The organism is Arthrobacter sp. ISL-72 (assembly GCF_018613755.1).
Classification (GTDB): domain Bacteria; phylum Actinomycetota; class Actinomycetes; order Actinomycetales; family Micrococcaceae; genus Arthrobacter.
Map to the genome: position 1 here is coordinate 59,436 of NZ_JAGGPP010000015.1, position 13,499 is coordinate 72,934.

Annotated in this window: 10 protein-coding genes; 2 read left to right on the plus strand and 8 right to left on the minus strand. The window is 64.1% G+C overall.

Annotation, left to right across the window (positions count from 1 at the left end; translation table 11 throughout):
* Positions 1-1,179: 1,179 nt before the first annotated feature.
* From J7I92_RS14700 to J7I92_RS14720, 5 genes are all read right to left on the minus strand, one after another.
* Positions 1,180-1,473 carry a hypothetical protein gene (locus J7I92_RS14700; protein WP_214841611.1) on the minus strand — a complete coding sequence of 98 codons (294 nt, stop codon included), beginning with the start codon at positions 1,471-1,473 and terminating at the stop codon, positions 1,180-1,182.
* A 177-nt stretch (positions 1,474-1,650) separates the two neighbouring features.
* Positions 1,651-2,829, minus strand: coding sequence for an ImmA/IrrE family metallo-endopeptidase (locus J7I92_RS14705; protein WP_214841613.1), 1,179 nt, complete (start codon positions 2,827-2,829; stop codon positions 1,651-1,653).
* Positions 2,830-3,709: 880 nt separating this feature from the next.
* On the minus strand, positions 3,710-6,535 hold the full coding sequence (locus tag J7I92_RS14710; RefSeq protein ID WP_214841615.1) for an aconitate hydratase: 2,826 nt from the start codon (positions 6,533-6,535) through the stop codon (positions 3,710-3,712).
* 154 nt (positions 6,536-6,689) lie between these two features.
* A complete protein-coding gene (locus J7I92_RS14715) occupies positions 6,690-8,090 on the minus strand; it encodes a class I SAM-dependent RNA methyltransferase (RefSeq protein ID WP_214841617.1) in 1,401 nt (466 codons plus the stop codon).
* Positions 8,087-10,063, minus strand: a complete 1,977-nt coding sequence (locus tag J7I92_RS14720) for an APC family permease (RefSeq protein ID WP_311380375.1) — start codon at positions 10,061-10,063, stop codon at positions 8,087-8,089. Before J7I92_RS14720 ends, J7I92_RS14715 begins: the two co-directional genes overlap by 4 nt.
* Before the next feature lie 94 nt (positions 10,064-10,157).
* On the opposite strand from J7I92_RS14720, the gene J7I92_RS14725 reads away from it, so the two are divergent.
* On the plus strand, positions 10,158-10,829 hold the full coding sequence (locus tag J7I92_RS14725) for a TrkA family potassium uptake protein (RefSeq protein WP_214841619.1): 672 nt from the start codon (positions 10,158-10,160) through the stop codon (positions 10,827-10,829).
* Positions 10,830-11,588 carry a TrkA family potassium uptake protein gene (locus tag J7I92_RS14730; protein WP_214841621.1) on the plus strand — a complete coding sequence of 253 codons (759 nt, stop codon included), beginning with the start codon at positions 10,830-10,832 and terminating at the stop codon, positions 11,586-11,588.
* 30 nt (positions 11,589-11,618) lie between these two features.
* Here J7I92_RS14730 and J7I92_RS14735 read toward each other — a convergent pair whose 3' ends face one another.
* The 3 genes from J7I92_RS14735 to J7I92_RS14745 are packed head-to-tail and all read right to left on the minus strand — an operon-like array spanning position 11,619 to position 13,463.
* The gene (locus J7I92_RS14735) at positions 11,619-12,374 is read right to left on the minus strand and encodes a DUF3159 domain-containing protein (protein ID WP_214841623.1); all 756 of its coding nucleotides are present in this window, start codon (positions 12,372-12,374) and stop codon (positions 11,619-11,621) included.
* Positions 12,371-12,763 (minus strand): hypothetical protein, encoded by a 393-nt coding sequence (locus J7I92_RS14740; RefSeq protein ID WP_214841625.1) that lies wholly within the window; start codon positions 12,761-12,763, stop codon positions 12,371-12,373. Before J7I92_RS14740 ends, J7I92_RS14735 begins: the two co-directional genes overlap by 4 nt.
* A complete protein-coding gene (locus J7I92_RS14745; RefSeq protein ID WP_214841627.1) occupies positions 12,756-13,463 on the minus strand; it encodes a DUF3710 domain-containing protein in 708 nt (235 codons plus the stop codon). Before J7I92_RS14745 ends, J7I92_RS14740 begins: the two co-directional genes overlap by 8 nt.
* Positions 13,464-13,499: the final 36 nt, after the last annotated feature.

Genomic DNA, 13,499 nt, shown 5'->3' on the forward strand with positions numbered 1-13,499 from the left:
GTTCCGCCAAATTCCCACTGGTGGTCGTGCGGAAGTAATAGTGGGGAGATACAAACACCTCATAGCCACCTGACTTGGCGCTGACAAGCAACTGCTCGATATGTTCGACCGTGTTGTTCTTCTCAACGCTCTTCCCCACCAGCTCCCAGGTCACGCCCTCGGGGCTGAGGAAATCATTCTGCGGATCAGTCAAAACAAGGGCTGTCGTGGAGCTATTGAACTGCATGGAAGCCTCCTCATCGAAGCGGGAACGTGCAACTGCACGCCTGTCGTTTCAACCTAGGCGCGCTCAAGATGTTGGTCTGTAATCTGGCGCACAAAAGAGCCAGCCCTACATTCACCCTGCTGTTGTCATGAAGGGCGTTCAGGCGGGTGGGGTAGCCAGCATGCTAATGCTTTGCCGGTGCGGCGCTATCGCGTCTGCCCTGGCGTCGTCGCCTCCGGTTGGAGGACAGCCGGACTTGAATCCGCCGGTCATCGCCTTTGAATTCTTCTCTAGCTGGCGGCCGCTTCCTCAGGAGTGGTACTGCCGGTCGCGTACGATCCGCTTCGACCTGATGACGAACGCGGACTTCTCGATTACCAACAGACGCAGTCCGTGCTCTGGAATGAGCAGACGCTTGCGCGCGTCATAGAGGCAACGATGCCCACTTGGGGATTTTCTCTGCCCCAGGGAGCTTCAAGGGAGCCTTGGTCCGACCGTGATGTCAGCCGCTGAGCAACTGCAGGTTCGTGGAACAGCAGTATGCGCCGACGGTGGGCTCCTCTCCCCAAGGTGCGACTCTCAAGGGCCGCGGCCCGATGCCGGTCAGCAGAAGTTCGCGGGCCGGTTGAAGTCTCGACGGCGCATCGAATACCCAAAATTGAACATTGGTGGTCACAAACTATTTGCCCGAGATGGGTAGGACAAATGGCTTTGATCTGCGGAAATGCGCGAAATTGCCCCGATTTGAACCCATGTAATTTCCAGATTTTCTTGCCGGAGACGGCTGTCAGGTGTGTCAGGGAGGTGGTGGTCATGACCGAGCTGAACAGTGGCAAGTTGCGGGACCGGTCCCCCAGCACCATCCCCTCCAGCAGGCTGCCCGGCTCTCCTGGAACCTCGCGGCTGCGACCCAGGAACACGAGGCGGATGTCCCGGAGGAACAGCTGAAGGCGACTGGGCTCGGCGGACATCGCTCACATACTTCCGCGCGATCCTAGCTGTTCTGACCCGGCTCCGTCGATGAGCGCAGCGAACTGGGAGTTACTGAGCACCTTCAGCCCGAACTCCTCCGCTTTGTCTCGAACTGCCTCATCGCCCGTGACGACAAACCACTCCGGTGCCAATAGGTACTGGCTGTCGTGTTCTTGGCCCTCCAGGGCGCATGCGATGACCAGCGGGTCGGCGTTGCCGAGGTTGGCATAAAGGTTGACCAGCCGCGTGTCGGTGTCCGGCACCGTGGCCATGACTTCGACCAGCAGTTGAAGCACCCTTGGCGTCGTCGGATGGACGTTGTCTCGCAGAGATTTGATGTCTGGAAAACCATTAGCCTCGCGCAGTACAGCCTCTGGTATGACGGCACTCTCCAGAAAATACTCGCTCGCTCGTCGCTGCCTCCCAAGCTGGCTGAGAGCGCGTGTCGACAACGTACCGTCGCCCGAAATCGCTCATCCGAGAGCCCGCCTGAGGTCGTCGATCTGGGATGGCTTGAGGTGGTTCAAGCAAACTGCACGGCAGAACTCACCTGGTGAGATGCTCTGATTATCGAGCGCGTGCAGCATTCGCAGACTGAGCTCCTTCCCGTTGTACTTGCGAACAGCGTTCTCAGGGAGAATCCGATTTCGAGGACCGCCCTTGGGGAGGCTCCGAAACTCCTCTCGCAACTGCGCAAGGTAGCCGGTCGCGGTCTCAGCACTGATCGTTCCCAGCCTCATCGCGCGTACCGCGACGGCGCTGGGAGTGACCTTGAACTCGTCCGACGCGATCCTCATGTCGTCGGGCGACCTGGGTCCAATCGCCTCAAACCGCTCGCGGGGCATCAGCATTGCACCAGCGATATCGTACTCCCGCCCGGGATCCGTCTCAGCGCTGCCGCCGTCCCAAGTCATTGGAGCAAATATTCTTCGAGCTACCAGCACCGTCATCAGCGCAAGAGTAAAGAGGGTCCGACCGTCAGGCTCCTGGTCGTCCCCGTGGTCTCCTCCTGCCAGAAAGATAAACGGGACCTTGTTGTCTCGGATCGTCATGCCACTGAACTTGACGTGCGTCAAGCGCTGCGGCATGTAGTGCTGGACACTTCGCGACACCAAGACTTGGCTGGCTTCGAGACGGTCGATCATGAGATCGAGCGCCTTCTCCTTGCTTTTGCAAGCACGGACTGCCTCGTGAGAAAGGCCTATGGCCGCCATAAGCCGTGCTGCGTCAGCCTCGATCGATGTGCCGTCATCACGGAGCACGCCCACAATTTTGTTCCGCTGGAGCGACTCATCGTGCTTCCGGATGAGCTGCTGCTTTCGGATCAGGTCCTTGACGATCAGTTCGACATCCCGCAGCTCCACCTTGGAGCGCGACCCTAGCGAGAACGTGTCTTTGCTCAGTCCCGCGAGCAACTTCTCGGTCTTCTTCTTTACTTGCTCCTGAACCAGAGCAAACGGAGCGAAAAACAGGGAATATGGGATGTCGCCTTTATCGGCAAGCCAAACGAGGTCGGCGAACTTGATTCGGTGCGAATCGAGCGCCTTCTCATAGCCCTTGTAGGTTCCCGCCACCGAATTGTCGAGAAGCGTCCTGAACACCGCCTCGTCGACCGGGACGGCCTTTCCATCCAAAAGGACGTCGATTGCCATCACAGATCACCCCCGAGTGAACATCGTATTACTCGCCGTGCATCCCCGATAGGTTCCACTTTGAGCCGAATATCGGGATCAGCCGCGGTACAGCACCGAGCTGCTGAGCAGCCCGATCTGGAACACCCGAGTACCGCTGATCATGCGAGGGGTATCCCCCAGGCGCGCGCGGGCCGGCCCCCGCTTCCTCGAACGGACGAACCGTCTCACGGGCAAGACGATCCATCCGTTCTGCACCTACGCGATGAGTCCAGGCTCGGTCTTTGAAGACTACGAGAGCTTCTGCCCAGACTCCGCCGTCGGGAAGGGCCTCGGGATCCGAGTAGAGGACGCCCAAAGTTCAGCACGCCAGGCCCAGACGCGACTGCTGGCAAGTCAGCGATCCGAACTCGACCATCTGGCGGCAGGCCTGTCATCGTTCGCTCCTCGCACGTCTCCATCGCCTGCTCCTATCGATCGAGCCAGTCCAGATAGACGCGCCAACCATGACCGCACACGCCGCACGGCATGCGCCGGGCGCGCGAGAAGTCGATCCGCTGTCCCGCCGGCTCAATCCTCCCGTCGCACTGGGCAAATCCACGAAAGTAGAACGAGAAGAAGCATGAACCCTTCACGATCGCGCAGGCCTCCTGCGACGCCATCAAACCTTCCGCAGGAGGCAGCCAACTTCTAGCCTCGTGTGGCGGCGAGCCTTACCAGGCAGCTCAGGACACAGGACGGATCAACATGAGTCGGACACGTACCGGCCACTACTCCATCACCGTGAACAGCAAGTGCCCCGCCAGGCCGAAGCCTGACGGGGCACTTGTGCGAGACTCTAGTGTGACCGCCGGTGAAAGCGAGTCAGCGACCAGATTCTCTGGTATCCGAGCCAATCAGCTCAAGAACCGCTAATTTGCCGAAGCACGTACTGCAGGATGCCGCCGTTGCGGTAGTAGTCGGCTTCACCCGGGGTATCGATGCGCAGGACCGCGTCGAAGGACTTGGCCGAGCCGTCTTCTGCCGTGGCCGTCACCTTGAGCGTCTTCGGCGTGGTTCCCTCGTTCAGGGCGGTGACGCCCTCAACTGCGAACGTTTCCGTGCCGGTCAGTCCCAGGGTGGCAGCGGACTCGCCGGCCGGGAACTGCAGCGGCAGGACGCCCATGCCGATCAGGTTGGAGCGGTGGATGCGCTCGTAGCTTTCGGCGATGACTGCCTTGACGCCCAGGAGCGCGGTGCCCTTGGCTGCCCAGTCACGGGACGAGCCGGAGCCGTACTCCTTGCCTGCCAGAACCACCAGCGGGGTGCCGGCAGCCTGGTAGTTCTGGGCTGCGTCGTAGACGTAGGCCTGCGGGCCGTCCGCCTGGGTGAAATCGCGGGTGAAGCCACCCTCGACGCCGTCCAGCAGCTGGTTCTTGATCCGGATGTTCGCGAACGTACCGCGGATCATGACTTCGTGGTTGCCACGGCGTGAGCCGTAGGAGTTGAAGTCCTTGCGGTCCACGCCGTTGGCCAGCAGGTACTGGCCGGCCGGGGTGTCCGACTTGAAAGAGCCCGCCGGGGAGATGTGGTCGGTGGTGACCGAATCGCCGAGCTTGAGCAGCACGCGGGCGCCGGTGATGTCCTTGACGGGCTCCGGCTGGGCCTGCATGCCCTCGAAGTACGGGGGCTTCCGGACGTACGTGGACTTCTCATCCCAGGCGAACGTGTCGCCGGCCGGCGTGTCGAGTGCCTTCCAGCGCTCGTCGCCATCGAAGACGCCCTCGTAGCCGCGGGCGAACATTTCCTTGTCGATCGAGGAATCGATGACCTGCTGGACCTCGACCGGGTTGGGCCAGATGTCCTTCAGGAAGACGTCGTTGCCGGCGTCGTCCTTGCCCAGCGGGTCGGTCTCGAAGTCGAAGTCCATGGTACCGGCCAGGGCGTAGGCGATGACCAGCGGCGGGGACGCCAGGTAGTTCATCTTCACGTCCGGGTTGATGCGGCCTTCGAAGTTGCGGTTACCGGACAGGACAGCCGTGACGGAAAGGTCGTTGGCCTGGATGGCTTCGGAAATTTCGGCGTCCAGCGGACCGGAGTTGCCGATGCAGGTGGCGCAGCCGTAACCCACGATGTAGAAGCCGAGCTTCTCCAGGTACGGGGTGAGGCCGGACTTCTCGTAGTAGTCGGTGACTACCTTCGAACCGGGAGCAACGGAGGTCTTGACCCACGGCTTCGAGGTCAGGCCCTTGTCAACGGCGTTGCGGGCCAGCAGGGCGGCGGCCAACATCACGGAGGGGTTGGACGTGTTGGTGCAAGACGTGATCGACGCGATGGCAACTGCGCCGTGGTCAAGTTCGAACTGGCGGCCGTCTTCGGTCTTCACCGCGACGGCGTTGGAGATCCGGCCGGCTGCGCCGTGCGCCGCAGAGTAGATGGGGGGCACGCGGTCCGTGTCCGTCACGTGCGTGTCGGCCTGCGTAAAGGAGGGCGGATCGGAGGCCGGGAAGGTCTCTTCCAGGGACTCGTCCAGGGTCCCGGCGTTCGCGTCGTGGGAGACGTAGTTCTTAAGGTCGTGGCGGAATTCGTCCTTGGCCTCGGTGAGCACAATGCGGTCCTGGGGACGCTTCGGGCCGGAGATGGAGGGAACAACCGTCGACAGGTCCAGCTCGAGGTACTCGGAGAACTTGATCTCGTGGGAGGGATCGTGCCAGAGGCCCTGTTCCTTCGCGTAGGACTCCACCAGGGCGACGTTCTCGTCCGAGCGGCCGGTCAGGCGCAGGTACTCCAGTGTGACGTCGTCGATCGGGAACATTGCGGCGGTGGAACCGAATTCGGGGCTCATGTTGCCGATGGTGGCGCGGTTGGCCAGCGGCACTGCCGCCACACCTTCGCCGTAGAACTCCACGAACTTGCCCACAACGCCGTGCTTGCGCAGCTGCTCGGTGATGGTCAGGACGACGTCGGTGGCGGTGGCGCCGGCCGGGATGGAGCCGGTCAGCTTGAAGCCGACAACGCGCGGGATCAGCATGGAAACGGGCTGGCCCAGCATGGCCGCCTCGGCTTCGATGCCGCCAACGCCCCAGCCCAGGACACCCAGGCCGTTGACCATGGTGGTGTGGGAGTCGGTGCCGACGCAGGTGTCCGGGTAGGCGCGCAGCGCTCCGTCCACTTCGCGGGTCATGACCGTGCGGGCCAAATACTCTATGTTGACCTGGTGCACGATGCCCGTTCCCGGCGGGACGACCTTGAAGTCGTCAAACGCGGTCTGGCCCCAGCGCAGGAACTGGTAGCGCTCACCATTGCGCTGGTATTCGATCTCCATGTTGCGCTCCAGTGCGCCGGAGTTACCGAAGGCGTCGATCTGCACCGAGTGGTCGATCACCATCTCTGCGGGTGCCAGCGGGTTCACCCGCTTGGGGTCACCGCCGAGCTCCTTGACTGCCTCACGCATGGTGGCGAGGTCTACAACACAGGGCACGCCAGTGAAGTCCTGCATGATCACGCGCGCCGGCGTGAACTGGATTTCAGTGTCGGGCTGGGCGTTGGGATCCCAGCCGGCCAATGCTCGGACGTGATCGGCCGTGATGTTCGCGCCGTCCTCGGTCCTCAACAGGTTTTCAAGCAATACCTTGAGGCTGAACGGAAGGTTTTCTGCACCTTCAACGGAGTTCAACCGGAAAATTTCGTATTCGGTACCGGCTACATTAAGTTTGCCTTTTGAACCGAAGCTGTCCACAATGCTCATCGCAGGACTCCTCTCGCAACAGTTTCATCTTTGTCGCGCGGTAGACCGCTTGCTAGTTAGGTCATCCTAATTAGTACAAGGTCATACAAAAGAGCATGGGGTCAGCCGGGAATCCGGGGCGCGACGTGGGACTACTACGCCCATCCTAGTCACATCAGCGGCGGGGCGTCAGCAACGCCACTGTCTCCATGTGGTGGGTATGGGGATAGAGGTCGAACGCGCGCAGCCCCGCGAGCGACCAGCCGCCCTGCTGGAAATAGCCCAGGTCCCGGGCGAAGGACGCCGGATCACAGGAGACATAGGCGATGGCCCTGGGGCCCGCCGCCATCAGCTGGCTGACCACTGCCTTGCCTGCACCGGCGCGGGGCGGATCCAGGACCAGGGCGTCAAAGTTGCGGGGCTTCTGGCGCAGTACGCGTTCGACGCGGCCCTGGATAATCTCCACCTGCGGTGCCCCGTGCAGGTTCTTTCGGGCATCACGGCTGGTTCCCGGCGAACCTTCAACGGACAGCACGGAACCGGTGACCCCCACGGCGTCGGCCAGTGCGGCCGTGAACAGTCCTGCCCCGGCATACAGATCAGTCACCACGGCACCCGGCTCCAGGTATCCGCCGTCGTGCAGGAATGCCTTGACCGCACCTACGAGGGTGTCCGGCGCATCCCGGTGAATCTGCCAGAAGCCTTCCCCGGTGACCCGGAACTCGTGCCCGGCCGCCGATTCCTGCACCCAGGTACGTCCGCGGAGCTGCAGCACTTCCCCCTTGACGGGATCGAAACTCGCCACGGAGACGTCGGCGGGCAGCTGGGCCAGGATGGCATTGAGGCGCTTCGCGCGGGTGCCGGGGGCCGGAGCCAGCAGGACAAGCGGCCGCGATCCGTTGGCGGGGGCGGCCACTTCCACCCGTTCAATACCCTGCAGATCAACGTCCCACAGCCTGAGCCCGTTGATGCCGGGCACCGCCAGCGGCATCTCGCGGATGGCAATGACCTGGTCGGACCGGTGCGCGTGCATGCCCAGCTTCCCGCCGGGCGTCACGGCAAAGCTTGCCCGGGTGCGCCAGCCGAGGCCCGCGGCCCCGTTCTGTTCGCCGTCGTTTTGTTCACCGTGGTTCTGTTCACCGCCCACGAAGGCACCGCCCACGGCCTCCACGGTGCCCTCGGCAACCGGGGGATGTTCGACGCCGGCGAGCCGCTTGAGCTGTTCCGCCAGGACTTGGGCCTTGAGGCGCCGCTGATGTTCCAGTGAGACGTGGCCCAGCTCTGCACCGCCAACCGGCGGGTGGCCATGGGACCACGCCCGCCCGGAATCGGCCACCTGCCAGAAATGCGGCACCCGCTCAGGAGAGGCTTCGAGCACTTCCACCGTGTCAGCCCGCCAGAATTTAGACCCTTCGCCTGCGTCGGTCAGCCGGACTTTCACCTTTTCCCCGGGGATGGCGTGGCGGACAAACACCACGCGCCCTTCGTGGCGGGCAACGCAGTGTCCGCCGTGGGCCACGGGCCCCACATCCACCACGAGTTCGGTATCCGTGCGGGTCTGGGTCTCGGCGCTCATTGAATGTCCTGCAGTCTCTTCGCTTCTTCGGATGATTTGAGCTGCCAAGGCACGCTGGCAACCATGACGCCCGGCTCAAAGTGGAGCCGGGTCTTGATGCGGAGGGCCGTCTGGTTGTGGACCAGCTGCTCCCACCATTTACCCACCACGTACTCGGGGATGTACACCACGATGAGGTCCCGGGGAGAGTCCCGCCGCATGTTCTTGATGTACTCCATGATGGGGGTCACTGTCTCGCGGTACGGGCTGGCGAGGATGGTCAGCGGAACCGGGATGTCGAGTTTCTCCCAGTCGGCGAGGGTGTGGGCTGTTTCCTCGGCGTTGATGTCCACTGTGACGGCGTCCAGCCGGGACGGCCGGGAGGCCCGCGCGTAGGCGAGGGCGCGGAGCACGGGCTTGCGGACATGGGACACCAGCAACACGGCGTGGACGCGGGTGGGGAGGGCGCGGGGCGAGGAATCCTCATCCACCGCCAGCTCCTTGGCCACGTTGTCGTAGTGGGCGCGGATACTCCACATAATGAGGAACAGCACGAACATCGACAGCAGCGCGATCCAGGCGCCCTGCTCGAACTTGGTGATGAGTACGATCACCAGCACCAGGGCGGTCATGCCGAAGCCGATCATGTTGATGGTGCGCGACTTGATCATCCGGCGGCGCAGCGCTTTGTCCTTGGCCAGTTTCAGCTCGCGCCCCCAGTGCCGGATCATGCCCAACTGGCTGGCCGTGAAGGAGATGAAGACACCGACGATGTAGAGCTGGATCAGCTTGGTGACGTCCGCGTTGAACGACAGGATGAGCACCAGCGCTCCGGCGGCCAGGGCCAGCACGCCGTTGCTGAAGGCCAGCCTGTCGCCGCGTGTCCGCAGCTGGCGGGGCAGGTAGCCGTCCTGGGCCAGGATGGAGCCCAGCACGGGGAATCCGTTGAAGGCGGTGTTGGACGCGAAGACGAGGATAACGCCAGTGGCGGCCACCACTACATAGAACGGAATGGAGCCGGGGCCGAAGATGGTCTGCGCGATCTGGCTGATGGCCGGGTTCTGGATGTATCCCTCGGGCAGCGGCTCCCCGTTGAGCAGAAACTCCCTGGCCGGGTCCAGCACGATGTGCACCTTGGTGGCGTTGGCCAGGTAGATGATCCCTGCCAGCATGGCCGAGGCGATGATCCCGAGCAGCAGCAGCGTGGTGGCAGCGTTCTTGCTCTTCGGCTTCTGGAAGTTCGGCACGCCGTTGCTGATGGCTTCCACACCGGTGAGGGCGGCGGCGCCGGACGAAAAGGCACGCAGCAGAAGGAAGGCGCCGGCCAGCCCCACCAGGCCCTCGTCGAAGCCGGGTTCGGGGACAATGGTGAACGCGGCCGACGGCGCCTGGCTGAGCTGGCCGGTCGCCGCCTGGAAGATGCCGACGGCGGTCATACCCAGGATGGATGCCATGAAGATATACGTCGGCACCGCGAAAACGTTGCCCGCTTCCTTGATGCCCCGCAGGTTGACGAGCGCCAGGATCACGACGCCGATGGTGGCGATCATGGCCTGCTGTCCGTGCAGCGACGGAACCGCCGTCGTGAGGTAGGCCGCCGCTGACGACATCGACACGGCCACCGTCAGCACGTAGTCAACGAGCAGGGCGGAGGCCACGGTCAGCCCGGCGTACTTTCCCAGGTTCACGTTGGCGATCTCGTAGTCGCCGCCGCCGGACGGGTAGGCGTGCACGTTCTGCCGGTAGGACGCCACGACCGTCAGCAGCACCACCATGACTGCCAGGCCCACGAGCGGGGAAACTGCCACCGCGCTCACCCCGGCCAGAGCCAGCGTGAGGAGGATCTCATCCGGTGCGTAGGCGACGGAGGACAGCGCGTCCGAGGCGAAGATGGGCAGCGCGATCCTCTTCGGCAGGAGGGTATGGGCCATCCGGTCGTTCCGGAAGGGCCTCCCCACCAGCACACGCTTCACGGCATTCAGAATTGTCAGCACCACACAAAGCTAGTCTGATTCGCACGCGATGTCATGGCAGGATTCCGGCGGTAGAGTCTTACGGAGCAGTCGGCGAGAAGTTGAGGAGGCACGGGTGGCGCACTTCGTGATCATGGGTTGTGGGCGCGTGGGAGCGACGCTCGCGCACACCCTCGAGGATGCAGGCCATTCGGTGGCGATCATCGACCAGGACGACCGCGCCTTCCGCCGGCTCCGCACCGGTTTTTCCGGCCGCAAGGTGACCGGCGTCGGGTTCGACCGGGAGACGCTGAAACAGGCCGGCGTCTCCGAGGCCTATGCCTTCGCCGCGGTGTCCAGCGGTGACAACTCCAACATCCTGGCCACCCGGGTTGCCCGCGAAACGTTTCATGTCCCCCACGTGGTGGCCCGGATCTACGACCCCGGCCGCGCCGAGATCTACCAGCGCCTGGGCATCCCCACGGTCGCGGCAGTGCGTTGGAGCGCCGACCAGGTCCTGCGGCGGATCCTGCCCGAACAGCACCTGGCCGGGGACTTCCGTGAGCCGTCCGGCCGCCTGGTCCTCGCCGAGATCGACCTCGATCCGGCCTGGATCGGGCGCACTGTTGCCGAAATCGAAAAGGTGGCCGGAATCCGGGTTGCCTACCTCACCAGGTTCGGCGAAGGAATGCTGCCCGGGGCCGGAACGTCCTACCAGGAAGGCGACACCGTCCACGCCATGCTGCGCGTGGACCGCAGCGCCGAGGTGGGCCACATTCTCGCCAAAGAACCCCCCAAGGAGCAGTAAGTGAAAGTCGTCATTGTCGGGGCAGGCAGCGTCGGTTCCTCGATCGCCCGTGAGCTGCTCGCCCACAAACACGAGATCCTGCTCATCGACCTGAAGCCGGAAGTGATTGGCCGCAGCGGGCTCCGGGGCGCGCATTGGCTGGTCGGAGATGCCTGCGAACTGAGCACCCTGCAGGATGCCAAGCTCGAAGACGCCGAAGTGGTGGTGTCAGCAACCGGAGATGACAAGGTCAACCTTGTGGTGTCGCTGCTGGCGAAGACGGAGTTCGGCGTGGGCCGCACCGTGGGGCGCGTGAACAACCCCAAGAACGACTGGATGTTCAACGATTCCTGGGGAGTCGACGTCGCAGTCAACACCCCGCAACTCATGACCGCCCTCGTCGAGGAAGCGGTGGAAATCGGTGACCTTGTCCGGCTGCTCACCCTACAGACGGGGGTTTCCTCCCTGGTGGAGTTCACCGTTCCCCACGACTCGCACGTCATCGGGCTCACGGTTGGAGACATCGACTGGCCCGAAGACTCCACGCTCGTGGCCATCCTCCGGGACCAGGCCCCCATCACGCCCAGCCGCGACGACGTGCTCGACGGCGGCGACGAACTGTTCTTCGTCACCACGATTGCCGCCGAAGACGGGCTGCGGGCGCTGCTGTCCCCGGAACAGCAGCAGGAGCACGAACCGGAGCTGCGCGGACCAGAGGAGCTGGCAGTCGCCCAGCAGCTGCAGCAGCAGGCACCCGAGGACGACGGCTTCGACGGCTGAGCGTCCCAGCCCCCCGGCCATACTGACTGTTTAGGACTGTGAAGCCGGGCCCGGCTGTGCAGGCCCGGCCGGCGCAACGGGCCGGGTGATGAGCCACGCAACCCAGATACCCAGGATGTACAGCGGTGCACCCATGAGGAGCCGGGTAGTGGCCAGCGCCGCCAGGCCTTGCTCGCCGAGGAGGTACAGCGGAACCTGCACCACCAGCCGCAGCGCCAGGACGGCAACAATCACCCAGGTCCCAAGGCTGTAGGCCTTGACCCGGACAGGGTCCTGGGCCCAGTCCACACCCTCGTTCCGGATGAAGCCGAACAGCAGTCCGGCGATGGGCCAGCGCAGCGCTATGGAGATAACCATCCCCGTAATGTAGGCAGCGTTCGTAAAGAACCCGAGGACATAGAAGTCCTCGGCTTTGCCCGTCGTGTTCGCCAGCCACGCGGAGATTCCGACGCCGGCGATCCCGGCGAGTGCCTGTGTAAGCGGGCGCCGCTGGACCAGCCGGGCCACGGTGAACGCGGCGGCCGCTGCCAGCGCACCGATCAGGGACAAGGTGAGCTCCCGGGTGACGGTGAACGCCACGAGGAACACGAGTCCTGGAACGATGCTCTCGGCGATGCCCTGAACGCCGCCCGCACTCTTGAGCACGTCGATGCTGCCATCCTTGGAGCGGTGCAGCCCGGCCTTGACGGCGTAGCCTTCCGCGAGGTTGGCCACGGACGGGGATTCCGGTGTGGGCCGGGGCTCGGCAGGCCCAGCAGCGGGATCCGGGGTCTCGGACGGCGTCATTCGTTCTCCTGGCGGGACAGTATTTCGTAGCGGGGATTGAACATGGTGGAAAGCCCGTCGCGCAGTGTCAGCATGCCCTCGAGCCGAAGTTCGCAGCCGGGCTCCACACCCGGCACCCTCCGCCGGCCGAGCCAGACCACACGCAGCCGGTCCCGCCGGTCCGGTCCCCCGGGCCTCCTGGCCGACGGCGGCACCGTGGCAACCGGCGCAAGCCCGCCTTTGCTGCGGGGGACGTCGTGATCGGTTACGATCGCGGTGAACGAGGCCACCTGGGCGGCGGGCACGTAGGTGACGGATTCGATAAAGCCACGGCACAGCACGCGTCCACGGTCCGGCAATCCGCTGATGAAGAGTTCGGGCTGCGGAAACTCTGCGGCCGGGTCAGCCAATCTGGGTGATCTCCGGTCCGCGCTCGGGTTTCTCGAATTCGGGTGCGCCCTGCGCGGGGGCCGGCGCGGAGTCCTTCGGCAGCCGGAGCTGCAGGAGATCACGGGGCGGCATGGGGCTCTCGCCCCGGACCACCACGATCTGCCGGAAAAGGGATTCCAGGTTTGCGGCCGCTTCGCGGTTAATGGCCGCTTCGCCTCCCAGCACGCCGCGGAGGAACCAGCGGGGACCGTCGACGCCGATGAAGCGGGCCACGCGGTAGCCGCCGGAACCGTCGGCTGTTCCGGCCGGAAGCTTGGCCACCAGCTCAGTCCCGAAGGCTCCGGGGACCTCCTCGACCTGGCCGCCCTGACTGCCGACGGACTGTCCGATCTGTTCGCGGATCTCGTCCCAGAGGCCTTCCGTGCGCGGAGCCGCGAAGGCCTGGAGCTGCAGGCTCGAACCGTCGAGGTCCATGGTGACGGCCACAACCCGCTGCGTGGCTTCCTCAATCTCCAGCCGAAGCTGGAGCCCTTCACGGGGTGAAATCAGGAGGGCGCCGAGGTCCACATAGCCGTCGGTGCTGTCGATTTCCGAGACGTCAAAGGGTCCCGTGGCTTCTCGGCCGGTGCTCTCCTCGGCAACGGAGTCTGCAGATTCCGGGGTTTCCCCGGGCTCTGCCGCCTGCTCCTTCTTGGCCTTCTTGCCACGCCCAAAAACCATCGGGTTTGTCTCCTTAGTTGTGATCTTGTCGCGGCG